Annotated in this window: 16 protein-coding genes; 3 read left to right on the forward strand and 13 right to left on the reverse strand. The window is 73.9% G+C overall.

Annotation, left to right across the window (positions count from 1 at the left end):
- Positions 1-278 precede the first annotated feature (278 nt).
- Positions 279-1,106 carry a class I SAM-dependent methyltransferase gene (locus BX285_RS00230; protein WP_259470388.1) on the forward strand — a complete coding sequence of 276 codons (828 nt, stop codon included), beginning with the start codon at positions 279-281 and terminating at the stop codon, positions 1,104-1,106.
- Positions 1,107-1,156: 50 nt separating this feature from the next.
- On the opposite strand, the gene ftsH is transcribed toward BX285_RS00230, so the two are convergent.
- The 7 genes from ftsH to BX285_RS00265 form a co-directional block, all read right to left on the reverse strand.
- Positions 1,157-3,274, reverse strand: a complete 2,118-nt coding sequence (ftsH, locus tag BX285_RS00235; protein ID WP_259470389.1) for an ATP-dependent zinc metalloprotease FtsH — start codon at positions 3,272-3,274, stop codon at positions 1,157-1,159.
- Positions 3,275-3,415: 141 nt separating this feature from the next.
- The gene (locus tag BX285_RS00240; RefSeq protein ID WP_097236098.1) at positions 3,416-3,940 is read right to left on the reverse strand and encodes a GNAT family N-acetyltransferase; all 525 of its coding nucleotides are present in this window, start codon (positions 3,938-3,940) and stop codon (positions 3,416-3,418) included.
- A 107-nt stretch (positions 3,941-4,047) separates the two neighbouring features.
- Positions 4,048-5,613 (reverse strand): signal recognition particle protein, encoded by a 1,566-nt coding sequence (gene ffh / locus BX285_RS00245; protein ID WP_097236099.1) that lies wholly within the window; start codon positions 5,611-5,613, stop codon positions 4,048-4,050.
- Positions 5,614-5,714: 101 nt separating this feature from the next.
- A complete protein-coding gene (locus BX285_RS00250; RefSeq protein WP_121174181.1) occupies positions 5,715-8,219 on the reverse strand; it encodes a [protein-PII] uridylyltransferase in 2,505 nt (834 codons plus the stop codon).
- A 266-nt stretch (positions 8,220-8,485) separates the two neighbouring features.
- Entirely contained in the window at positions 8,486-8,824 is a 339-nt protein-coding gene (locus BX285_RS00255; RefSeq protein ID WP_097236101.1) for a P-II family nitrogen regulator, read from the reverse strand.
- Positions 8,824-10,230 (reverse strand): ammonium transporter, encoded by a 1,407-nt coding sequence (locus BX285_RS00260; RefSeq protein ID WP_097236102.1) that lies wholly within the window; start codon positions 10,228-10,230, stop codon positions 8,824-8,826. The genes BX285_RS00255 and BX285_RS00260 overlap by 1 nt, the downstream gene beginning before the upstream one ends.
- Positions 10,231-10,563: 333 nt before the next feature.
- Positions 10,564-12,018, reverse strand: coding sequence for a hypothetical protein (locus BX285_RS00265; RefSeq protein WP_121174182.1), 1,455 nt, complete (start codon positions 12,016-12,018; stop codon positions 10,564-10,566).
- 614 nt (positions 12,019-12,632) lie between these two features.
- Here BX285_RS00265 and BX285_RS00270 point away from each other — a divergent pair.
- Entirely contained in the window at positions 12,633-13,325 is a 693-nt protein-coding gene (locus tag BX285_RS00270) for a bifunctional DNA primase/polymerase (RefSeq protein ID WP_121174183.1), read from the forward strand.
- Between the two features lie 74 nt (positions 13,326-13,399).
- Here the strand turns inward: BX285_RS00270 and ftsY are convergent, their stop codons facing one another.
- The 5 genes from ftsY to BX285_RS00295 form a co-directional block, all read right to left on the reverse strand.
- Positions 13,400-14,626, reverse strand: a complete 1,227-nt coding sequence (gene ftsY, locus BX285_RS00275; RefSeq protein WP_097236105.1) for a signal recognition particle-docking protein FtsY — start codon at positions 14,624-14,626, stop codon at positions 13,400-13,402.
- A 47-nt stretch (positions 14,627-14,673) separates the two neighbouring features.
- Positions 14,674-18,285 carry a chromosome segregation protein SMC gene (gene smc / locus BX285_RS00280; RefSeq protein WP_097236106.1) on the reverse strand — a complete coding sequence of 1,204 codons (3,612 nt, stop codon included), beginning with the start codon at positions 18,283-18,285 and terminating at the stop codon, positions 14,674-14,676.
- Between the two features lie 160 nt (positions 18,286-18,445).
- Entirely contained in the window at positions 18,446-18,649 is a 204-nt protein-coding gene (locus BX285_RS00285) for a hypothetical protein (RefSeq protein ID WP_097236107.1), read from the reverse strand.
- Between the two features lie 424 nt (positions 18,650-19,073).
- Complete coding sequence (locus BX285_RS00290; protein WP_097236108.1) at positions 19,074-19,373, reverse strand: acylphosphatase; 300 nt, start codon at positions 19,371-19,373, stop codon at positions 19,074-19,076.
- Positions 19,374-19,480: 107 nt separating this feature from the next.
- Positions 19,481-20,839, reverse strand: a complete 1,359-nt coding sequence (locus BX285_RS00295; protein WP_097236109.1) for a hypothetical protein — start codon at positions 20,837-20,839, stop codon at positions 19,481-19,483.
- Between the two features lie 346 nt (positions 20,840-21,185).
- Here BX285_RS00295 and BX285_RS00300 point away from each other — a divergent pair, with 346 nt between their 5' ends.
- Positions 21,186-22,106 (forward strand): hypothetical protein, encoded by a 921-nt coding sequence (locus BX285_RS00300; protein ID WP_097236110.1) that lies wholly within the window; start codon positions 21,186-21,188, stop codon positions 22,104-22,106.
- Positions 22,107-22,114: 8 nt separating this feature from the next.
- On the opposite strand, the gene mutM is transcribed toward BX285_RS00300, so the two are convergent.
- Positions 22,115-22,993 carry a bifunctional DNA-formamidopyrimidine glycosylase/DNA-(apurinic or apyrimidinic site) lyase gene (gene mutM / locus BX285_RS00305; RefSeq protein ID WP_121174184.1) on the reverse strand — a complete coding sequence of 293 codons (879 nt, stop codon included), beginning with the start codon at positions 22,991-22,993 and terminating at the stop codon, positions 22,115-22,117.
- Positions 22,994-23,108 lie beyond the last annotated feature (115 nt).

The following is a 23,108-nucleotide window of genomic DNA, read 5'->3' on the forward strand; positions in this document are numbered from 1 at the left end:
GAATGGTACGGGGAGCGGCCCCCTGACTTCGAATCGGTATCGCACCCGCGGAGGGCCCCCGGGACCGCAACCCCGCTACTCCACCCTCGCCGCCACCGCCGCCACCGCACCCACGGACGGCGGCGCCCGGGGTCGCCCGGCGGGGGGCGCACCACCGCGACACGGGCGCACCACCCTGCACCCCTCTGGACGCCGGGCCCTACCCGCTGTTCGCTGGAGTGGGGCGGGACTTTGGGGGAGCCGTAGCAGCACACCGAAGGACCGGATGGGAGGCCGCGATGGCTTCAGCTCGGACGACCGGCACAGCCGTACGACCAACGGGCGCACAGGCGCACCACCCGCAGCCCGGGGCCACCGCGCCCGCGCGGGCGCGCGACTGGGCGGAGATCCAGGAACGCATGCTGGTGCCGCTCTACGAGGCGGTCTACGACCGGCTGGAGGTCGGCCCGGCGAGCAGTGTGCTGGGCCTGGGCTGCCGGTCCGGGCTGGCGCTGCTGCTCGCCGCGGGACGGGGCGCCCAGGTCGCCGGGCAGGAGCCGCGGGAGGAGCTGCGCGAGCTGGCGCACGGCCGCCGACTACGGGTGTGCGCCGGGTTCCGGCCGACGGCCGCCGTCCCCCGCTCGGCCCATTCACTGGTGACCGTTTTCGACCAGCTGCCCGGCGCCGCCGCGCCCGGCCCGGTGGTGGCCGAGGCCGCCCGGCTCGCGCTGCCGGGCGGGCACGTGGTGCTCGCCGTGTGGGGCCCGCCGGAGCGCTGCGCGAGCGCCCCGGTGCTGGACGTGGCCCGGCGGATGGCGGGCCGGACCACCGCGCGCGACCCCTTCGAGCTGAGCGCGCCGGGAGCGCTGGAGGACCTGCTCGCCCCGGCGGGCCTGCGGCCGGCCGGCGGCGGGCGGGTGGCCTGCCCGTTCGCCTACGCGGACATCGACAGCGCGGTGCGGGGCCTGCTCTCCACCGGCCTGTTCGACTCGGCCGAGGAGTTCTCCGGCGCCTCGCTGGTGGCCAAGGAGCTGGAGGAGGCGCTGCAGCCGTACCTGCGCCCGGACGGCTCGGTCCGGATGGAGAACGTGTTCCGCTACCTGGTTGCCGAGCGGCCGCGCAGGTAGACGCGAACCGGGGGCGCCCGCCATCTCGGAGAGCGCCCCCGGCCGTCGATTCACGCCTGGCCGAGCGACTTCCCGCCGGGAGCGTCGCCGGAACCACCAGCCCCTCCGGAACCCTCCACGCCCCCTTCGGAGCCCCCCGCGTGCCCCGAGGGGCCTCCCACGTGCCCCGAGGAGCCTCCCACGTGCCCCGGGGAGCCCTGCGAACCCGCCTCGGAGCCTTCCAAGCCTCCCTGGGAGCCCTCCGGGCCCCCCTCGGCCCCCTCCCGCGCCACCCCCGCCGCCCGGTACGCCTCCTCCTCGTCCAGCGTCTCCGCCTCCAGCAGCGCCGCCGCCAGCGCGTCCAGCCGGGGCCGCTGCTCGGTCAGCAGCCGTACCGCGTCGTCGTAGCACTCGGCGACGATCCGCCGGGCCTCCTCGTCCACCGCGTCCAGCGTGGTCGGCGCCGCGGAGAGCCCGTACGCACCGGCGCCCTGCACGTCCGCGGGCACGGCGGTGAGCCGGCCGACCCGCTCGCTCATCCCCCAGCGCCCGGCCATGCCGCGGGCGATGCTGGTGACCTGTTCCAGGTCGCTCTCCGCGCCGGTGGTGATGACCCCGTAGACCACCTGCTCGGCCGCCATGCCGCCGAGCGCGCCGATGATCCGGCCGCGCAGGTAGGGCTCGGTGTAGGAGTAGCGGTCGTTCTCCGGGGTGGAGAGGGTGACGCCGAGGGCCCGGCCGCGCGGCACGATGGTGATCTTGCGGACCGGGTCCGCGCCGGGCTGGAGCATGCCCAGCAGCGCGTGCCCGCTCTCGTGGTACGCCGTCCGCTCGCGCTCCTCCTGCGGCATCACCAGCGGCCGTACGGCGCCGAGTTGGACCTTCTCCAGGGCGTCCGAGAGGTCCCGTTCGTTGACCGCGTCCTGCCGGCGCTTGACGGCCAGCAGGGCCGCCTCGTTGACCAGGTTGGCGAGTTCGGCGCCGGTCATCCCGGGGGTGACCTTGGCGAGTTGGGTGAGGTCGGTGTCGCCGGCCAGCGGGACGGTCCGGGTGTGGATGCGCAGGATGGCGGCGCGGCCCTCCCGGTCGGGCGGGCTGACGGTGATCCGCCGGTCGAAGCGGCCGGGGCGCAGCAGCGCCGGGTCGAGCACGTCCGCCCGGTTGGTCGCGGCGATGACGATGACGCCCTCGGAGCCGGAGAAGCCGTCCATCTCGGTGAGGATCTGGTTGAGCGTCTGCTCGCGCTCGTCGTGCCCGCCCATGCCGCCGCCCGCGCCGCGCTGGCGTCCGATGGTGTCGATCTCGTCGATGAAGATGATCGCCGGGGCGACCTTGCGGGCCTCGGCGAACAGTTCGCGGACCCGGCTGGCGCCGACACCGACGATCATCTCGATGAACTCGGAGGCCGAAGCGGAGAAGAACGGCACGTCCGCCTCGCCGGCCACGGCCCGGGCCAGCAGGGTCTTGCCCGTCCCGGGCGGCCCGCTCAGCAGGACGCCGCGGGGCATCTTGGCGCCGAGCCTGCGGTAGCGGTCGGGGTTCTTCAAGTAGTCGACGACCTCGGTGAGTTCGGCCTCGACCTCGTCGATGCCGGCCACGTCGGCGAAGGTGGTGCGCTTGCCCTTTTCGGCGGTGACGGGCTTGGGCGGGGCCTTGCGCCCGAGCGGTCCGCCGCCGAGGCCCCCGGCCATCCGGCGGGCGAGCAGCACCCAGATGAAGATCAGCAGCAGCATCGGTGCGAGCGAGAGCAGCAGGTTGGTGAGGAAACTGCGCTGCTGCACCGGTGAGGTGGCGGTGACCTCGACGCCCTGCTGCTGCAGGGTGGCCCAGAGGTTGTCGCCCGCGAAGGAGGGGCGCTGGGTGTCGAACTCGGTGTAGTCGCCCTTGCCGCCGTCCGGCTTGGGCTGGGCGCTCTTGAGGGTGCCCTCGATCGAGTCGCCCTTGGAGTAGATCTTGGTGATGTTGCCCTTGTTCAGCTGGCTGTTGAACTCGGTGTACGAGATCGTCGTGGCGCCCTCGTTGCCGAAGAACGAGAGCAGCACGTCCGAGATCAGGAACACCACGAGGGCGGTGAGGACCAGGCCGGCCCAACCGCCGGGCATCCGACGGCGCGGCGGTGGCGGGGGCGGGGCGCCCTCGGAACGCCAGGGCTGGTCGGGGGTCTGACGCGGTGGCACGGGTTCGGTCACCCATCGGACGATACGGACAGGCGCTCGGGCCGGCCAACCGCAACGCCGCGCCCGAGCACCCGTACGGCCGTGCCGGAGCGTGCCGCCGAGGACCGCGCACGGCCTCCCGCCGGCGGCCGGGTCGAGGCCTCTGACCAGCGGCTATGCCGAGGCGCCCGGCCACTCCTCCGCGGTCAGCGCGAACCGCTCGTGGTCGCGCCAGTCGCCCTGCAGGAACAGCATCCGCGGGGAGAAGCCCTCGTGCCGGAAGCCCAGCCGCTTGGCCATCGCGATCGAGCGCTCGTTCTCCGGCTGCACGTTGATCTCCAGCCGGTGCAGCCCCAGCCCGTCGGCCGACTGCGGGGCGAAGCAGCGGTCCAGGACCAGCCGCATGCCCTCGGTCATCCGCCCGGTGCCGGCGAACGGCAGGTACGCGTCGTAGCCCAGCGCGGCGTTGCAGAAGCGGCTCATCACGATGTTGGCGACGTTCACCTTGCCGACCAGCCCGCCGGTGTCCCGGTCGAGGATCAGGAAGGTGCGCAGGCCCGCCCCCTGGCGCTGCAGCAGCTCCGGCAGCCCGTCCGGCTCGACCGGGTTCCACCGGCCGATGTGTTCGGCGGACCGCCGGACCGCTTCGGCGTACGCAACCGCGTCCTCGGCCCTCGGGGCCCTGATCATCACTCGCATGCCCCCATCATCGGACACGCGATCGGCCCGCCGCCCGGAAACACCGGACGACGGGCCGAACGGAATCGATCAAGGCCGATCCACAGGGAGTCCGAGCCGATCAAGGCCTACAGCAGGTCCTTGAACTCCTTGGGCAGCTCGAAGTCGGCCGGACCCTTGCCCGCGCCGAGGCCGAACGCACCGCCGTCCGCCGGGGCCTGGCCGGCACCCGGGCCGAGCGCGCGGCGCTCGGCGGCCGCGGCCTCCTCCTGCGCCCGCTTCAGCGGGTTGCCGCTCTTGCGCTTGCCCTTGGCCTGCGGGGCCTTCTTGCCGGACTTCTTCGCGCCGCCACCCATGCCCGGGATCCCCGGCATGCCGGGCATGCCCTTGCCGGAGGCCATCGCGGACATCATCTTGCGGGCCTCGAAGAACCGCTCGACCAGGTTCTTCACCTCGCCGACCTGCACGCCCGAGCCCTTGGCGATGCGGGCCCGGCGGGAGCCGTTGATCAGCTCCGGCTCGGCCCGCTCGGTCGGGGTCATCGACTTGATGATCGCGCCGACCCGGTTGACGTCCTTGTCGTCGATGTTGTTGATCTGGTCCCGGATCTGGCCCATGCCGGGCAGCATGCCGAGCAGCTTGGAGATCGAGCCCATCTTCTGGACCTGCTCCAGCTGGGACAGGAAGTCGTCCAGCGTGAACTGCTTCGGGCCGCCGCGCAGCTTGGCGGCGATCTTCTCCGCCTCGGCCTGCGAGAAGGTCTGCTCGGCCTTCTCGATCAGCGAGAGGACGTCACCCATGCCGAGGATGCGCGAGGCCATCCGGTCCGGGTGGAAGGCGTCGAAGTCGTCGACCTTCTCGCCGTTGGAGGCGAACATGATCTGCCGGCCGGTGACGTGCGCGACCGACAGGGCGGCACCACCGCGGGCGTCGCCGTCGAGCTTGGAGAGCACGACACCGGTGAAGTCGACGCCGTCGAGGAAGGCCTGCGCGGTGGTGACCGCGTCCTGGCCGATCATCGCGTCGACGACGAACAGGACCTCGTCCGGGTCGACCGCGGCGCGGATGTCCGCGGCCTGCTGCATCAGCTCGGCGTCGATGCCCAGGCGGCCGGCGGTGTCGACGACGACGACGTCGTACTGCTTCTGCTTGGCGTACTCGATCGAGTCCTTCGCCACCTGCACCGGGTCGCCGACGCCGTTGCCCGGCTGCGGGCCGTAGAAGGCCACACCGGCGCGCTCGGCGACCACCTGGAGCTGGTTGACCGCGTTGGGGCGCTGGAGGTCGCAGGCGACCAGCAGCGGGGTGTGCTTCTGCTTCTTCAGCCAGTGGCCGAGCTTGCCCGCGAGGGTGGTCTTACCGGCACCCTGCAGACCGGCGAGCATGATGACCGTCGGGCCGTTCTTGGCGAACCGCACCCGGCGGGTCTCGCCACCGAGGATCGCGATGAGCTCCTCGTTGACGATCTTGATGATCTGCTGCGCCGGGTTCAGCGCCCCGGAGACCTCGGCACCGAGCGCCCGCTCCTTGACCTGCTTGATGAAGGCCCGGACGACCGGCAGCGCGACGTCCGCCTCCAGCAGCGCGATGCGGATCTCGCGGGCGGTGGCGTCGATGTCCGCCTCGCTCAGGCGGCCCTTGCCCCGGAGGTTCTTGAACGTCGCTGCGAGGCGATCGGAAAGGGTGTCGAACACGTCGTCGCGGGTCCTCTACGGCATCGGTATCGGTACGGTCGTCGTCCCCCAGGGTATCCGGCCGCCCCGGGTACGGTCTCCACCCCTGTCCCCGCGGGCTCTCAGCCCAGCGCCGCCCGGACCGTGGCCGCCACCTCACCGGCCCGTTGCGCGGCGAGCGGACGGCCCGCCTCGTCGGTCAGGTAGAACGAGTCCACCGCCTCCGCGCCCAGCGTGGAGACGTGCGCGGTGCGCACCCGTACGCCCGACTCGTCCAGCGCCCGGCCGATCCGGTGCAGCAGTCCTGGGGCGTCGTGGGCGCGGACCTCCAGCACGGTCGCGGTCGCCGAGGCCACCGCGGGCGCCACCGCGACCAGCGGCGGCGGGGTGGGGATGCCCCGGCGGCGCGGGGCGGCGGCGTCCCGCTCGGCGAGGCGCCGGGCGACGTCCAGCGAGCCGTCCAGCGCCCGGCGCAGGTCGGCCCGCAGCCGGGCCGCCTCCGGCAGCTCGCCGAACTCGGCGGCCACCCGCCAGGACAGCAGCAGCACCGGCCCGGCGCCGATCGGGTCCAGCTCGCGCAGCCCGGCCGAGCGGACGGTCAGGCGGTGCAGCGCGAGCACCCCGGCGGCGGTGCCGAGCAGCCCCGGACGGTCCGGAACGGCCAGGTTCAGCTCGACGCCCATCGGCCCGGTGCCCATGCGCTCGGTGCCCATCGGCGCGGCCGCCGTCCCGGCACCGGCCGTCCCGGCACCCGTCGGCCCGGCACCCGGGTCCGTCCCCTCGGCCTGGGCCCGCAGCGACAGCGCGGGCTCGCCGGTGCGGGCGGCCTCGACCGCGAGCCGCTCCTGCTCGGCGCTGGGCGCCGCCTCCACAGGCGCCGTGACCGCCCCGGCCAGCCGGTCGGCGGCCCGCGCCACCAGCCCGTCCACCAGGGAGGCCCGCCAGCTGCTCCACGCGGCCGGACCGGTGGCCAGCGCGTCCGCCTCGGTGAGCGCGTGCAGCAGCTCCAGCTCCGGCAGGGTGGTCACCACCTTGGTGATCGCCTCGACGGTGGCCGGGTCGTCCGGGTCACGCCGGGTCGCGGTGTCGACCAAGGTCAGGTGCTGGCGGACCAGCACCGCCAAGGTCTCGGTGTCCTCCGCGCCGAAGCCCATCCGGGGGGCGAGGTCGCGGACGATCACCTCGCCGGCCTCGCTGTGGTCCCCGGGCCAGCCCTTGCCGATGTCGTGCAGCAGCGCCGCGACCAGCAGCAGGTCCGGCCTGGCCACCCGGCGGGTCATCGCGGCGGCCCGCACCGCCGTCTCCACCAGGTGCCGGTCCACCGTCCAGCGGTGCACGGCGTTGCGCTGCGGACGGCAGCGCACCCGCTCCCAGTCCGGCAGCAGCCGGGTGACCAGCCCCTCCGCCTCCAGCGCCTCCCACACCGGGACGGCCGCCTCCCCCGCGCCCAGCAGCGTGACCAGCTGCTCGCGCGCCTCGTCCGGCCAGGGCACCGGCAGCGGGCGGCACTCGGCGGCCAGCCGGCGCACCGTCGCGTACGAGACGGTCAGACCGTTCTGCGCGGCGGCGGCCGCGGCGCGCAGCGGCAGCACCGGGTCGGCGGCCGGGCGGGCGCCCTGGGCCAGCACCGCCTCGCCGTCCTGCTCGACCACCCCCTCGGCGAGCGGGCGGCGCTCCACCGCACCGCGGGCCACCGCCCCCGCTCCCCGGCTGACCCCGGTGAACGGGATGGCCAGCCGGCCCACCCGGCGGCCCCGGCCGGTCCGGGCGGCGAGCACCCGCTCCACCGCCCGCCAGGTGACGTCGCTCGCGTAGGCGATGGTGCGGGCGGCCTCGTAGACCTGGCGCAGCAGGGTGTCCGCGTCCAGCACGCCGAGCCGTTCGGCGACCTGGTCCTGGTCCTGCAGGCTGAGCCGCTCGGTGGCCCGGCCGGTGACCAGGTGCAGCGCGTCGCGCACGTCGGCCAGCCGCAGCGCGGCGGCGTCCAGGCCGTCCCGGGGCGCGTCGGCCAGCCAGGTGGCGGCGACGGCGTTGAGCGCGACCACGTCGCGCAGGCCGCCGCGGGCCTCCTTGAGGTCGGGCTCCAGCAGGAAGGACAGCTCGCCGTGCCGTTCGGCCCGCTCGCGGCCCAGCTCGCGGAGCTCGGGCAGGCGCGCGGGGGCGCTCGCGCGCCAGTCGGTGAAGACGGCGGAGCGCAGCGCGGCGGTGAGTGCCGGGTCGCCGGCCAGGTGGCGGGCGTCCAGCAGGCCGAGCTGCGCCTTGAGGTCGGCGGCGGCGACCGCCCGGGCCTCGGCGACGGTGCGCACCGAGTGGTCGAGCTTGGCGCCCGCGTCCCAGACCGGGTACCAGATCCGCTCGGGCAGCTCCCGGGCGATCGGCCCGTCGTGCAGCAGCAGGACGTCCAGGTCGCTGCGCGGGGACAGCTCGCCGCGCCCGTACCCGCCGACGGCGACCAGTGCCACGCCCGGCGGGGCGCCGGCGGCCGTGAGCAGGCCGGCCAGCCAGTCGTCGGTGGCCGCGGCCAGCGCCTCGCGGCGCGGGCGGCCCACCGGGCCGGGGTCGGCGAGCAGCGCGGCCCGGGCGGCGGCGTGGTCGGCGGGGTCGGAAGGCCTGGTCTCGGTGGTCATGCGCGTGCGTCCCGTCCGTGGTGCGGGTGAGCCGTGGTGCGAGTGAGCCGTGGTGCGAGTGAGCCGTGGTGCGGGTGAGCCGTGGTGCGGGTGAGCCGTGACAGCTGAGCCGTCATGCGGTTGCGCCGTCGTACAGGTGGGTCGTCGTACAGGTGGGTCGTGGCGGCCGAGCGCCGGCCGCCGGTACGCCGTCGGCGGGCCCGCGCCCCCACCCCGGGGGATCACGGGCCCGCCGCAGGTGGGGGCCGGGGAGTGCCGTTCACGCCCTACAGGGCGTCGGGGCCCCGCTCGCCGGTACGGACCCGTACGGCGGTGTCGACCGGGATGCTCCAGACCTTGCCGTCGCCGATCTTGCCGGTCCGGGCGGCCTTCACCAGGACCTCGATCAGGTCGTCGGCGTCCTCGTCCTCGACCAGGACCTCGATTCTGACCTTCGGCACCAGGTCCACGGTGTACTCCGCGCCCCGGTACACCTCGGTGTGGCCGCGCTGGCGGCCGTAGCCGCTGGCCTCGGTGACGGTCAGGCCGTGGACCCCGAAGGCCTGCAGCGCGGCCTTCACCTCGTCCAGGCGGTACGGCTTGATCACGGCGGTGATGAGCTTCATCAGGCGTCGACCTCGGTCTTCTCGGCGGCCTTGCCGGCGGCCTTCTCGGTGGGCTTCTCGCTGGTCTTCTCCGCGGACGTCGCGACGGCCGTCCCTGCGGAGGGGCCCGCCGACGCGGCGGCGGCCAGGCCGGGCAGGGCCCGGGCCAGTCCCGCTCCGACCGCGCTGAAATCGTAGGCGGATTCGGCGTGTTCGGCCTGGTCGATGCCGGCCACCTCGACCTCCTCGGCGACCCGGAAGCCGACCAGCTTGTCGACCGCCTTGGCCAGCAGCCACGACAGGACGAACGAGTACGCCGCGACCACGGCCACGCCCATCGCCTGCTTGCCGAGCTGCCCCAGCCCGCCGCCGTAGAACAGGCCCTTGGCGGTCTGGCCGACCCCGCCGGTGGCGAACAGGCCGATCAGCAGCGAGCCGATCGCCCCGCCCACCGCGTGCACGCCCACCACGTCCAGCGAGTCGTCGAAGCCCCAGCGGTACTTGAGCGAGACGGCCGCGGCGCAGACCGCTCCCGCGACCAGGCCGATCGCCACCGCGCCGAGCGGGCTGACCGAGCCGCAGGCCGGGGTGATCGCGACCAGTCCGGCCACCGCGCCGGAGGCGGCGCCCAGCGTGGTGAAGGCGCCGTGCTTGAGCTTCTCGTAGATCAGCCAGCCGACCAGCGCCGCGCCGGTGGCGACCTGGGTGTTGACCATGGCCATCGCGGCGACCCCGTTGGCGGCCAGCGCCGAGCCCGCGTTGAAGCCGAACCAGCCGAACCACAGCAGCCCGGAGCCGAGCATCACCAGCGGGAGGCTGTGCGGGCGCATCGGGTCCTTCTTGAAGCCGACCCGCTTGCCCAGCACCAGGCAGAGCGCGAGGCCGGCGACCCCGGCGTTGATGTGCACGGCCGTCCCACCGGCGAAGTCGATCACGCCGTTGCGGTCGCCCAGCCAGCCGCCGTTGCCGCCGTCGAAGAAGAACACCCAGTGCGCGACCGGGAAGTAGACGATCGTCACCCAGAGCGCGATGAACAGGCCCCAGGCGGCGAACTTGGCTCTGTCCGCGATGGCGCCGCTGATCAGCGCCGGGGTGATGATCGCGAACATCAGCTGGAAGATCGAGAAGGCGGTGACCGGGATGGTCCCGGCCAGCTCGTTCAGGCCGATGCCGCGCATCCCGAGGAAGTCCAGGTTGCCGATCAGTCCGGCGAACGCGTCGGGCCCGAAGCTGAGCGAGTAGCCGTAGAGGACCCACAGCACACTGACGATGCCGAGCGAGAGGAAGCTCATCGCCAGCATGTTCAGTGTGCTCTTGGCCCTGACCATGCCCCCGTAGAAGAAGGCCAGGCCCGGGGTCATGAGCATGACCAGGGCCGCACTGATGAGCACGAAGGCGGTGTCGCCCGCGCTGAAGCCGTCCGGCATCGGCGTCTCCTCTGCGTCCAAGCCGATCCGCTCCCGGGTACCTGTCCCGTGCCACCCGGGGTGTCGGCGATGAAGAGGAGCGTGCCGAAGGCGGGTTTCGGCCAGTGCGGCCGGTTGTTTCGCGACCGTGACGCGTGCGACGCGCGGGTTACGGCTGCGTGAACCGCACCCCCGGGTACGCCCGGACGGGCTACCGTTCCGCCACCCGCCCGGCCCCTGCCCCGCCCCCTGCCCCGGTCCCGGACGGAAAACACCCCGACCCGCGCAGGCCACCGGCCGTGGCGGCGGCGGCCACCACGGCCGGTGGAGTCACGGGGAGGGGCCCCGGGCGGCTCAGACCACCGAGACGAACTCCGGGATGTCCTGGACGACCCGCTCCTTGAGCCGGCTCACCGCGTCCACGCCCTTGAACCGGGCCGCCGCGGCCTCCGTGGTCTTGCGCACCCGGGAGTTCAGCCGCTCCGAGCGCACCTTGGTGGCGATGTCCACCGCCTGCTCGGCCATCACCGCCGCCTGCTCCGCCTCCTTCTGCAGCAGGTGCACGCTGGCCATGCCGATCAGGTTGAAGGCGTAGCTGCGCACGTGGTCGCCGTCCTGGCGGAACAGGTCGACCGCACGCTCCATCACCGGCGCGGACATCGAGGCGTACAGCTGGGCGTTGTCGGAGTGGTACGCGAGGTCGCGGAAGGAGTGCGCGTTCTCGGCGTTCAGCTCGGCCGGGGAGAAGAACTTCAGCCAGTCCGGCTCCTCGTCCCCCTCCCGGATGTCCGTGAAGGTGTCCTCGGCCAGCCGGATCGCCCGGGCGCAACGGTTGACCTCGCCGATGGTGGCGTAGGCGCGCGCCTCCATCGCGTACAGCAGCGACTGCTGGCGCGGGGTGGCGGTGTCCCGACTGCCGTACTGCGCCAGGTGGATCAGCTCCAGGGCGTCCTCGCCCCGGTTGAGGTGGATCATCTGGCGGCTCATGTCGGTGAGGATCAACGCGCCGAACGGGCGGTCGCCGGCCTCCTTGGCCGCGTGCAGGGCCAGCACGTAGTACTTCTGCGCGCTCGGGTGCATCCCCACGTCGTAGGACATCCACCCGGCCAGGTGGGCGAGTTCGGCGGTGAGCCGGAACAGCCGCTTGGTGGTGTCCTCGCTGTACGTCTCCTGGAGCAGGTCGGTGACCTCGTGCAGCTGGCCGACGACGGCCTTGCGGCGCAGCCCGCCGCCGTTCTGCGCGTCCCACTGACGGAACATGACCGTGGTCTGCTCCAGCAGTTCCAGCTCGGGCTCGGAGAGCCGGCCGGTGAACGCCTCGCCGCCGTTGGCCGCGGTGAGGATCGGGGTGGGGATGCCGGTCGGGCCGGGGGCCAGCCAGCGCTGCATCGGCTCGATCAGCGCGGCGCCGGCGGTCAGCGCCAGCGAGGTGCCGAGGAAACCCCGACGGTTGAGCATGAGGTCGCTGCGGGAGTAGTCACTGATCAGCTGGACGGTCTGCGGGCCGCTCCACGGGAGGTCCACCCCGCCGCCCACGGTGGAGACCGGGATCGCGGCGCGCAGGCCGAGGTCCTCGATCGACACCACCGAGCCGAAGCGCTCGGAGAAGAGCTCCGACATGATCTTGGGGATGGGTTCGCGCGGCTGCTCGCCGTCCAGCCAGCGGCGCACCCGTGAGGTGTCGGTGGACACGTGGTGGGCGCCGATCTGGCGGGCCCGGCGGTTGACCTGACGCGCCAACTCGCCCTTGGACCAGCCGCTGCGGGCGAACCACGTGGTCAGCTTCTCATTGGGTTGCTTCTCTGCCATGGGAACGTCCCATCCCGCCCGGCCCCTCACGGGGCCCCCGATCGTGACCGCCCGACGGTTGCGGGCTCTTGCCAGACGTGCCGTGCCTGAGGTGCCGCCGTGCCGCGTCGTCGTACTGGTGTGCCATCGTCGCGGACGATCCGTCAGGCCCCAACTCCCGCTCCCCGAAAGCCCGGAGCGGGATCCTCGACGACATCCGCGTGCTGAACGTAATGCCCCACGAGGGGCCCGTGGGAGCGGCCCTGGCGAAACGCCACCTTTCGCCACCCCCAGGAGTGAACCGAAGCCTCGGGGCACGCGCTTCACTAGGTAGTCCCGACGGTCCGGCATATGCGGGCCGCCCAGTCCACCGGCTCACCCCGGAAGACCCGGCAGGCCCCACAACCCACCGCAGCCACAAGCGAGTTCACCACCCACTCCGGGCGGCAACAGCCTCGCGTACACGACGATCCGGCATCCGCGCCGCCCCCACAAGGCGGCGCCCGAGGCACACCACGGGAACAGGCGCACGCCACGCGCTGCGCGCCGCCACCGCACAACACACCACGCAACCGACAATCGACACACAGTCACCGTCCCGTAACCATCGGCAACGAGAACCTGTTGGGGGAGGCATGGACAACCTGTTCGGCGAACTTCGACTGGGGCACCTGCGGCTGGCACCGCTGGGCGCGCGCCGCCGCACCAAGGTCACCGCGTCCCAGGCCGCCGCGGAGTACACCGGCCGCTGGGGCTGGGCGGTCGCCACCGGCGACCCGGCCACCGACACTCCGGCCACCGGCGCCACCGCCCCGACCCGCTGTCCCTGCGGCTCCGCCCGCTGCGCCGCGCCCGGCCTGCACCCCGTGCCGGGCACCGAGGGCCGCGGCCGCGCCGCCCGCGCCGAGAGCTCGGTGCTCTTCCCCACCGGCCGCGCCTTCGACGTCCTGGACGTCCCCGAGCAGGCCGGCCTGCAGGCGCTGGTCCGGCTGGAGCGGATGGGCACCCAGGTCGGTCCGGTGCTCGCCGCCCCCACCGGCCGGCTGCAGTTCCTGGTCGCCGCCGGCACCGCCCGCCGACTGCCCGACCTGCTCTACCGGATGGGCTGGGACGACGCCGCGCTCGACCTCATCTGCCACGGCGAGGGCAGCTACGTCGCCGCCCCGCCCACCGTCCTCGGCGGCCTCGGCCCGGTCCGCTGGCTGCGCCGCCCCACCCGCGACAACGCCGGCTGCCCGCCCGAGGCCCGGCTGCTGCTCGGCACCCTCGCCTACGCCTGCCACCGCGGCCGCGAGCGCACCGCCGAGCCGGCCTGGATCGCCTCGTAAGAGCAGAGCCGGGCACGTGAAAGGGCCCGCCCCGAGCGGAGCGGACCCTTCCGGCAGCAGGCGGGGGAACCCGGTCAGTCCCCGATCAGCGCGTCCACGAACGCACCCGGCTCGAACGGCGCCAGGTCGTCCGCACCCTCGCCCAGACCGATCAGCTTGACCGGCACGCCCAACTCGCGCTGGACCGCGACCACGATGCCGCCCTTGGCGGTGCCGTCCAGCTTGGTCAGCACGATGCCGGTGATGTCGACCACCTCGGCGAACACCCGGGCCTGGATCAGGCCGTTCTGACCGGTGGTGGCGTCCAGCACCAGCAGCACCTCGTCCACCGGGCCGTGCTTCTCGACGACCCGCTTGACCTTGCCCAGCTCGTCCATCAGGCCGGTCTTGGTGTGCAGCCGGCCGGCGGTGTCGACCAGGACGGTGTCCACGCCCTCGGCGATGCCCTCCTTGACCGCGTCGAAGGCGACCGAAGCCGGGTCACCGCCCTCCGGGCCGCGCACGGTGCGCGCACCGACCCGCTCGCCCCAGGTCTGCAGCTGGTCCGCGGCGGCGGCCCGGAAGGTGTCGGCGGCGCCGAGCACCACCGTACGGCCGTCGGCGACCAGGACCCGGGCCAGCTTGCCGGTGGTGGTGGTCTTGCCGACGCCGTTGACGCCGACGACCAGGACCACGGCCGGGCCCTCCTCGTGCTTGGTGGAGCGCACGGTGCGGTCGGCGTCCTTGCCGACCAGCTCGACCAGCTCCTCGCGCAGCAGCGCGCGCAGCTCCGCGGGCGTACGGGTGCCGAGCACCTTCACCCGGGTGCGCAGCCGCTCGACCAGCTCCTGGGTGGGGGCGACGCCGACGTCGGCGGTGAGCAGGGTGTCCTCGATCTCCTCCCAGGTGTCCTCGTCCAGGTGCTCCCTGGAGAGCAGCGAGAGCAGGCCCTTGCCGAGCGAGTTCTGCGAGCGGGAGAGCCGCGAGCGCAGCCGGACCAGCCGGCCGGCGGTGGGCTCGGGCACCTCGATCGCCGGGGCCGCCTCGGCCTCGGCCGGCTCGACCTCGGGGGCCTCGACGACCTCGACGGCCTCGGGCTCCGCCGGGAGTTCCACCTCCTCGACGGTGCGGCGCGGCTCCTCGCGGGGCGGGGCGGCCTCCTCGCCGACCTGGGGTTCCTGCGGGGTGGGCTTCGGCGCCGTGATGACCGGCGCCTGCGACTTCGGGGGCAGCTGCTGGCGTCGTCTGCCGGAAACGACGAGGCCGGCGATCGCGCCGACGGCGACCACGGCGATGACTACGGCAAGGATCACGTATTCCATAACCCGTCCAGTATCCGTGACCGGCGCCCGGATGGACCGCACCGCGACTACACGGATACCGCCGGGCGTCGTTCCCGGTGCTCTCCCGCAGCCTGGCGGCCGGGAGGTGCCTCCACGCGCAGCCGCTGGCTGATCACCTGCGAGATGCCGTCGCCCTTCATCGTCACGCCGTAGAGCGCGTCGGCGGACTCCATCGTGAGCTTCTGGTGCGTGATCACGATCAGCTGGGAGCTCTCCCGCAGCTCCTCCATGATCCCGATCAGCCGGCGCAGGTTGGTCTCGTCCAGCGCCGCCTCCACCTCGTCCATCACGTAGAACGGGCTGGGCCTGGCCTTGAAGATCGCCACCAGCAGCGCCACCGCGGTCAGCGAGCGCTCGCCGCCGGACAGCAGCGACAGCCGCTTGACCTTCTTGCCCGGCGGGCGCGCCTCCACCTCGACCCCGGTGGCGAGCATGTTCTCCGGGTCGGTCAGCACCAGCCGCCCCTCGCCGCCCGGGAAGAGCCGGGCGAAGACGCCCTCGAACTGGGCGGCGGTGTCGTGGTACGCCGCGGTGAACAGCTGCTCCACCCGCTGGTCCACGTCCCGGACGATGTCCAGCAGGTCCCGCCGGCTGCGCTTGAGGTCGTCCAGCTGCTCACCGAGGAAGGTGTGCCGCTCCTCCAGCGCGGTGAACTCCTCCAGCGCCAGCGGGTTGACCTTGCCGAGCTGCTGGTAGGCCTTCTCGGCGGCCTTCAGTCGCTTCTCCTGCTCGGCCCGCACGTACGGGTACGGCTCCCCCGGCTCCCCGCCCTCCTCCGGGGCGTCCGGCGGGACGGGCCGGTCCGGGCCGTACGAGGCGAGCAGTTCGCCGCCGTCGATGCCGAACTCCTCCAGCGCCCGGGCCTCCAGCTGTTCGATCCGCAGCCGCTTCTCGGCCCGCAGCACCTCGTCCCGGTGGCCGGCGTCGACCAGCTTGTCCAGCTCCTCCTTGAGCCCGCGGCCGTGCTCGCGGTGCTCGCGCAGCTCCTCCTCGCGCTCGGCGCGCGCCCGTTCGACGGCCGCCCGCCCGGCGTCCGCGCGGGCCAGCGACACCTCCAGGCAGGCCAGCAGCCCGCGGGCGCCCGCCGCGACGGCGTTCGCCACCTCGGCGTCGTGCTCGGCGCGCCGGCGGCGCTCGGCGGCACGAGCGCGTGCCTCGCGCTCGGCCCGGGCGGCCCGGTCCAGCTGGTCCGCCCGGCCGGCCAGCGCGCGGACCCGCTCCTCGTGGGTGCGCACCGCGAGCCGGGCCTCCAGCTCGGCCTGCCGGGCGGCGCTCGCCGCCCCGGCCAGCCGCTGCTGCTCTCCGCTGTCCGGCTCGTCCGCTCCTGCCTCCGCCGACTCCTCGGCCGCGGCCAGGCGTTCCGCCAGCTCCTCGGCGGTGGCCAGCAGCTCGGCCAGGCCCTGTTCGGCCCGGTCGGCCGCGGCCGACAGCCGTTCGGCCTCCCCGGCGGCGGCCCGGGCCTGGCCGCCGAGTCGGCCGAGTGCGCCCGCGACCTGGGCCCGCTCCTGCTCCGCCTGCCGCCGCCGTTCGGCGAGCCGCTCCACTTCGGCGGCCGACTCCCGGCGCAGTTCGGTGAGTTCGGCCAGCCGCTCGGCCGACTCGGCGCAGCGGAGGGTGAGTTCACCGATCGCCCGGGCCGTCTCGTCCACCGCGGCCTGGGTCTCCAGCAGGCTGGGTGCGCCGCCGGAGCCGCCGTGGGCGAAGCCGGCACCCAGCCGGTCCCCGTCGGCGGTGACGGCGCACCACCCGGGGTGTCCGTCGACCAGCCGCAGCGCCGCGTCCAGGTCCGCCACCACGGCCACCCCGGACAGCAGTTGCCGGGCGGCGGCCAGCAACTCGGCCGGGCCGTCGACCAGTTCGGCGGCCCAGCGGGCACCGTGCGGCAACTCACCGTCCGGGCACGGCACTTCGGCCACGCCACTGGCGATCAGCAGCGCGGCCCGGCCGGCTTCGTCCGCCCGCAGCAGCCGCAGCGCCTCGGCGGCGGCGGACGGCGAGTCCACCGCGACGGCGTCGGCCGCCGCGCCGAGCGCCGCCGCCACCGGCACCTCGTACCCGGTCTCGATCCGCAGCAGCGCGGCTGCCGGGCCGAGCAGCCCGCCCAGCCGCCCGCCCGCGTCCAGCAGCGCGCCGGTGCCGTCCTTGCGGCGCAGTCCGAGGGAGAGCGCCTCGTGCCGTGCGGTGAGTGCGGCCCGTTCGCGCTCGGCGGCGCCGGCCGTGTCGCGGGCGGCGGCGAGGTCGCGTTCGACGGCGGCCAGCCGCTCGCGGGCCTCCTGGTGGCCGGCCTCGAACTGTTCGTCGTCCCCGGCCCGGCCGTCCACCTGCTGCCGGAGTTCGTCCAGCTCGCCCTGTGCGGCCTCGGCGCGCAGCAGGGCCTCGTCCCTGGCCTCGGCGAGCCGGCCGATCTCGGCCTGCGCCGAGGCGGCCCGGGACCGGGCGGCGGCGGCCTGCCCCTGGAGGCGGGCCAGGCCCTCCCGGCGGTCGGCGATGGCCCGGGCGGCGTCGCGCAGCCGGCGCTCCTCGGCGGCCAGCTCCCGTTCCAGCTCGCCCTTGCGCTCGACGGCCTCGGCGAGGGCGTACTGCGTCTCCTCCAGCGCCTCGGCGAGGGCGGCCTCCTCCTCGCGGACCCGTTCGGCCTCCCGTTCCAGCTCCTCCGGGTCGCGACCGCGCCGCTCCTCGGTCTGTCCGCCGGCGGCGGCGTGCCGGGCCCGGGCCTCGGCCAGCCCGATCGTGCCGCGGGTGCGCTCGGCGAGCGCGGAGAGCCGGTACCAGGTCTGCCGGGCGGTCTCCAGGCTCGGCCCGAGCTGCCCGACCTGTGCCTCCAGGAGCCGTTCGCGCTGCACCGCGCGGGCCAGCTCCTGTTCGACGGTGGTCCGGCGCAGCCGCAGCGCCAGCTCGTCCGCGACCTCGGCCTCGACGGCCCGGCGGAGCGTGTCGAGGTCGTCGGCGAGGATCCGCAGCCGGGCGTCGCGCAGTGCGGCCTGGATGCCGGCGGCCCGGCGGGCGATCCGGGCCTGTCGGCCGAGCGGGCCGAGTTGGCGGCGCAGCTCGGCCACCAGGTCCTGGACCCGGTTGAGGTTGGCCTGCATGGCGTCCAGCTTCCGCAGCGCCTTCTCCTTGCGCTTGCGGTGCTTGAGGACGCCGGCCGCCTCCTCGATGAAGGCGCGCCGGCCCATCGGATCGGCGTGCAGCACGGAGTCCAGCTGCCCCTGCCCGACGATGACGTGCATCTCGCGGCCGATGCCGGAGTCGGAGAGCAGTTCCTGGATGTCCAGCAGGCGGCAGGTCTCGCCGTTGAGCGCGTACTCGCTGCCGCCGTTGCGGAACATGGTCCGGGTGATGGTCACCTCGGCGTAGTCGATCGGCAGGGCGCCGTCGGCGTTGTCGATGGTGAGGCTGACCTCCGCGCGGCCGAGCGGGGCGCGCCCGCTGGTCCCGGCGAAGATGACGTCCTCCATCTTGCCGCCGCGCAGCGTCTTGGCCCCCTGCTCGCCCATCACCCAGGACAGCGCGTCCACCACGTTCGACTTGCCGGAGCCGTTCGGGCCGACGACGCAGGTGATGCCGGGCTCGAAGCGCAGGGTGGTGCTGGAGGCGAAGGACTTGAACCCGCGCAGCGTCAGACTCTTCAGGTGCACGCGCCGGTCTCCTCATCGCTCGCCAGGGGCCCCAGCGTGCGACTGTAGCCGGACTCGGACACGACGAAGGGACGCCACATCAGGGCGTCCCTTGCAAGCTGCGTCCCTTTCGGGGCGGCTCAGTGCACAGCGGCGTCGATCTGCGAGGACCGGGCGGGACTCAGGTGAGAGCCGGCTCCCGCTGATCCAGATCGATGCTGTTGAGCAGCGAGTGCTCGTCAGCGACAGCGGTGAGCGCGTCGTTCTCAGCCTGCATCCGAAGGAGCTCGGCTTCAAGCTCGTGGACGCGCTGCTGGAGCCGTCGCATCTCGGAGAGCATTCGCGGGTCGGGGCCGCCGACGTACCCGAGAAGCGCCTTTGCCATGATGAATGGTCCTCCACGCTGAGTGACAGAACCGGAATGGTTCGTGTCTAGGGGGAAGGGGGACGCACGCGCGGCGCGTCACCGGAAGTGCTGGCTGGGCACTACGGCACATCCACCGTGAGCTGGGCTCACGAGGGCATGCGCCTGCCGGGCGAACGCGGTCGTGTGCGCGGGCTTCCAGCGTCTCACCAAAGACGGAAAGGGTCAACACGATCACCGCACGCTACCGCGGCCCTGTCACCTGCCTGGCGGTGTCGTCACGCCGGGGGCTCTTTGGGCGGGTCCACCACATGCTCGTGGATCATCGTTCGATGCGGAGTCAACCACGAGTCTGCCCGGATGGCAACCTCGTGACACCGACCGTTCCGGATCTTTTCGCGACGGGTCCGGCGAGGGGGCGGTCGGTGTGCCCGGGGGCGGCGGCTCAGCGGATCTCGAAACCCTCGTAACCAGGGCCGACGGCCGTCCAGATCTCGGTCACGCCGGTGACGTTCCCGGGGGTGTCCGGGCCGCGCAGCAGGGCCAGCAGCTGCTCGCAGTCGGCCGCGAGCCCCTCGGCCACCACCTGCACCCGCCCGTCGCCGAGGTTGCTCGCGTAGCCGGTCAGGCCGGTCTCCAGCGCCCGTGCCCTGGTCCACCAGCGGAACCCGACCTGCTGGACCTTCCCCCGGACCCAGGCGGTGACCCGGACCGGTTCCTCACTGTGGGCGTCGCGACCGTGCATGCCCCGACCCTAGCCGCCCGCCCGCCCGCACGCCCGCACGGGAGCGGCCCCGCCGGAAGGACCGGCGGGGCCGCGTGGAGTCGTGCCCGGGTCTGCGGGTCGGTCGGTTACCAGTCCCCGCCGCCGAAGTCCCCGCCGCCACCGAAGTCGCCGCCGGAGTCGCCGCTGCCGAAGCCGCCGAAGTCGCCGGCGTTGAAGTCGGCGCCGGTGTAGTCGCCGCCCTCGTACTGGTCCTGGTAGCCGTGGTGGCCGCCGTCCGTCATGGGCGCCGCGGCGTAGGCCGGGGTGCTCATCATCGAGCCGAGCATGGTGCCGACCAGCAGGCCCGGCAGCAGACCGCCGCCGAAGCCGCCGTAGTAGCCGCCCGCGTACGGGGCGTACGCCGGGCCGGCGTTCCAGTACGGCTGCGGGCCGTGGTCGGTGTCGACGGTACGGACGGCCGGGTCGAGGCCGGCCGCCACCCGGTCCGCGTCGGCCTGGCAGACCGGGACGGAGCGGGCCGAGCCGCCGGCCGGGGCCCAGTCGACGTCCTTGACGGACGGGCCGTGGCGCGGGTCCATGAAGCACGGGGGACGCCGCTCGGGCAGCGGGCGCTTGTCCCGCCGGGCAGCCAGGGTGGCCAGCGCGAACCGGCCGTCCTCGATCGCCTCGGTGACCTGCTTGACGTCCTCGGGCCGCTTGGCCTCCTCCATGAGGCGCTTGGACTTCTCGTACGAGTCCAGGCCGTGGGTGTAGTCGGCGCGCTGGGCGTCGTCGGCGTCCGCGGCGCGCGGGTCGAAGTCGAGCCGGTCCAGCTCCTCGCCGAAGGCGGTGATGTCCTCGTCCACGACGCGGCGCAGCTGCTCCAGCTCGGCCCGGGCCTGCTCCTCCTTGCGCTTCTTGGCGCGGCGGAAGAGGAAGAAGACGCCGGCGCCGGCCAGGACCACCAGGACGACCGGGATGACCACCCAGGCGATCGAGGTGCTGTGGTTGACGCCCTGGCCCTTGGCCTGCGGGGCGGCCTGGTCGACGAAGTCGTTCAGGGTGGCGTCGATGTCGCCGTTGTGGGCCCGGAGGACGGCGCCGGAGATCCGGGTGGCGGCACCGGCCGCCATCGCGCCCCGGTCCGCGTCGGCCCGGAACGCGTTGCCGCGCCAGACCGCGTAGACCCCGTCGACGCCGACCAGGGTCCGCAGGTCCTTGAAGACGGTGTCCTTGTTGTAGGCCGGCGAGTCCGGGACGACCGCGATGAAGATCGGCTTGTCGGCCTTGTCGATCTTCTTGGTCAGGGCGTCGGCCTGGGCCTGGCTGAAGCGGTCGGTCATCGCCGGGTCGACGTAGACCTTGCCCTTCTTCAGGGTGGCGGCGGCGTCGCTCAGACCGCCGGCGGCCGAGGCCGCCGGTGCCAGCAGGAGCAGCAGCCCGAGCAGCGCCGCCACCAGGGCAAGTGGCCCGGCGCCCCGGGAACGTCGTGCAAGGGTTCTCATGCCCCCGACGCTACCGCGAGCGGCGTCGGAGCACGCCATACCCTTCGCATACTGGTGGTGGCAAGACTCCCCGCCGTCCGCCGGGGCCGCTCCCCTTCTCGGGGATGATGTTTCCCCCAGCCGCCCCCGAATCGGGTCGGGCAGGGGAACCGCGGGGTCTGCCCGGACGTACGTCCCGGCGGGCCCGGCCCGATTCCCGGAGCACCCCCGGGCGCTCCCGGGCGCTCTCGGGCGCTCTCGGGCGCTGCGGGGGACGTCCCGACCGTACCGCGCGAACGGGCACCGCAGTCCTGGACCGCCGGTCCCCTTACCCTTTCTTGACCCAACTCCCGATCGGAGCTCCCCGGTGATCATCGGCCTCGTCACGGCCGTGGCGGCATCCGCCTGCTACGGCACCGGATCGGTCCTGCAGGCCGTCGGATCCCGCCGTTCCGCCCGGGAGGAGGCCGCCAAGGGCGCCACCACCTCGACCACCGAGCACGGCGGGCCCAGCCTCTCCTCGACCGCGAAGGCCGCCGTCACCTGGGAGTTCATCCTGGGCACGGTGCTCGACCTGATCGGCTTCGGGCTCGGCGCACTGGCCGCCCGGCTGCTGCCGCTGTTCCTCTCCCAGACCATCATCAGCGCCAACCTGGTGATCACCGCGCTGCTCAGCATCAAGCTGCTGGGCATCCGGCTCAAGCAGCTGGAGTGGGCCTCGATCGGCGTGCTCTGCTCGGCCCTGGTGATGCTGGCCGTCTCGGCCGGCCCGGAGGGCGGCCACCACGCGGACATGTCCTTCCACTGGTGGCTGCTGATCGTCAGCACCGTGCTGCTGGTCGGCGGCAGCCTGCTGGTGCGGCGGATGGGCGCCGGCGGCGCGATCGTCGCCGGTCTGCTCTCCGGCCTCGGCTTCGGCGCGCTGGGCGTCGGCGTGCGCATCCTCAACGGCGTCGAGCCGTTCGCGCTCGGCCCGCTGCTCTCCGATCCGGCGCTGTACGCGATCCTGGTCGGCGGCCTCGGCGGGATGTACATCCACACCGTGGCGCTGCAGATCGGCTCGGTGAACGGCGCGACGGCCGCCCTGGTGGTCGGCGAGACGGTGCTGCCCGGCGCGGTCGGCGTGCTCTGGCTCGGCGACTCCTCCAAGCCCGGCCTGGGCTGGCTCGGGGTGCTCGGCTTCCTGCTCGCGGTGGTCTCCGCGGTCGGGGTCGCCTACTTCGGCCAGGACACCCACGGCACACCCGGCGACACCTCGGCCGAGCACCCCGAACTCGCCCACAAGTAGCGGCCGGCTCAGCCCCCGCTGCGGGCCCGCGGCACGCGCTGGCAGCGGGGGCAGAAGTAGCTGGAGCGGTTCATCCAGGCCGCCCGCCGGATCGCGCTGCCGCAGCGGCGGCAGGGCTCGTGCTCGCGGCCGTAGGCGTCGAGGTCACGGGAGAAGTAGCCGCTCTCGCCGTTCACGTTGACGTAGAGGCTGTCGAAGCTGGTGCCGCCGACGGCGAGCGCCGCGGTCATGACGTCCCGGGCGTTGGCCAGCAGCAGCGCGGCCTGCGGGCGGGTCAGCGTCGCGGTCGGCCGGTCGTAGTGCAGCCTGGAGCGCCACAGCGCCTCGTCGGCGTAGATGTTGCCGACGCCGCTGATCAGGGTCTGGTCGAGCAGCGCGCGCTTCACGGTGGTGCGCTTGGCGCGCAGCGCGGCCGCGAACGCCGCGTCGTCGAAGCGCGGGTCGAGCGGGTCGCGGGCGATGTGCGCGATGGAGACGGGCGTGCCCTCCGGGTCGCCCTCCTCGGCCTCCTCGACGGCCAGGCCGCCGAAGGTCCGCTGGTCGACGAAGCGCAGTTCGCGCCCGCCGTCGGCGAAGCGCAGCCGTACCCGCAGGTGCGTCTCGTCCGGCACCGACGGGTCCTGGACGAGGAGTTGGCCGCTCATCCCGAGGTGGCCGATCAGCGAGAACCCGGCGCCGGCACCGGCCAGCGGCACCCACAGGTACTTGCCGCGCCGCTGCGCGCTGCCGAGGGTGGCGCCGGTCAGCCGGGCGGTGAAGTCGGCCGCGCCGGCCGGCTGGCGGCGCACCGCGCGCGGGTGCAGCACCTGGACGTCGGCGACGGTACGCCCGGCGACCCAGTTGGCCAGACCGCGGCGGACGACCTCGACTTCGGGAAGTTCGGGCACGGGAAGGAACCTCCTGCTTCGGTACCGATCAGCAGGGACAGGCTACTTCGCGGTCCACCCGCCTCGCTGTGCCCGGTGGGGCTCCGCGCGACGGGCACCTTCTCGTGGTCGCTCG

The organism is Streptomyces sp. 1114.5 (genome assembly GCF_003635085.1).
Taxonomy (GTDB): Bacteria; Actinomycetota; Actinomycetes; order Streptomycetales; family Streptomycetaceae; genus Kitasatospora.

Coding starts and splice junctions, on each gene's coding strand:
- ftsY (WP_097236105.1), bottom strand. CDS start 14,626: ATGGAATACGTGATCCTTGCCGTAGTCATCGCCGTGGTCGCCGTCGGC.
- BX285_RS00255 (WP_097236101.1), bottom strand. CDS start 8,824: ATGAAGCTCATCACCGCCGTGATCAAGCCGTACCGCCTGGACGAGGTG.
- BX285_RS00295 (WP_097236109.1), bottom strand. CDS start 20,839: ATGAGAACCCTTGCACGACGTTCCCGGGGCGCCGGGCCACTTGCCCTG.
- BX285_RS00230 (WP_259470388.1), top strand. CDS start 279: ATGGCTTCAGCTCGGACGACCGGCACAGCCGTACGACCAACGGGCGCA.
- BX285_RS00265 (WP_121174182.1), bottom strand. CDS start 12,018: ATGGCAGAGAAGCAACCCAATGAGAAGCTGACCACGTGGTTCGCCCGC.
- BX285_RS00290 (WP_097236108.1), bottom strand. CDS start 19,373: ATGCACGGTCGCGACGCCCACAGTGAGGAACCGGTCCGGGTCACCGCC.
- BX285_RS00260 (WP_097236102.1), bottom strand. CDS start 10,230: ATGCCGGACGGCTTCAGCGCGGGCGACACCGCCTTCGTGCTCATCAGT.
- BX285_RS00240 (WP_097236098.1), bottom strand. CDS start 3,940: ATGCGAGTGATGATCAGGGCCCCGAGGGCCGAGGACGCGGTTGCGTAC.
- BX285_RS00270 (WP_121174183.1), top strand. CDS start 12,633: ATGGACAACCTGTTCGGCGAACTTCGACTGGGGCACCTGCGGCTGGCA.
- BX285_RS00285 (WP_097236107.1), bottom strand. CDS start 18,649: ATGGCAAAGGCGCTTCTCGGGTACGTCGGCGGCCCCGACCCGCGAATG.
- BX285_RS00250 (WP_121174181.1), bottom strand. CDS start 8,219: ATGACCACCGAGACCAGGCCTTCCGACCCCGCCGACCACGCCGCCGCC.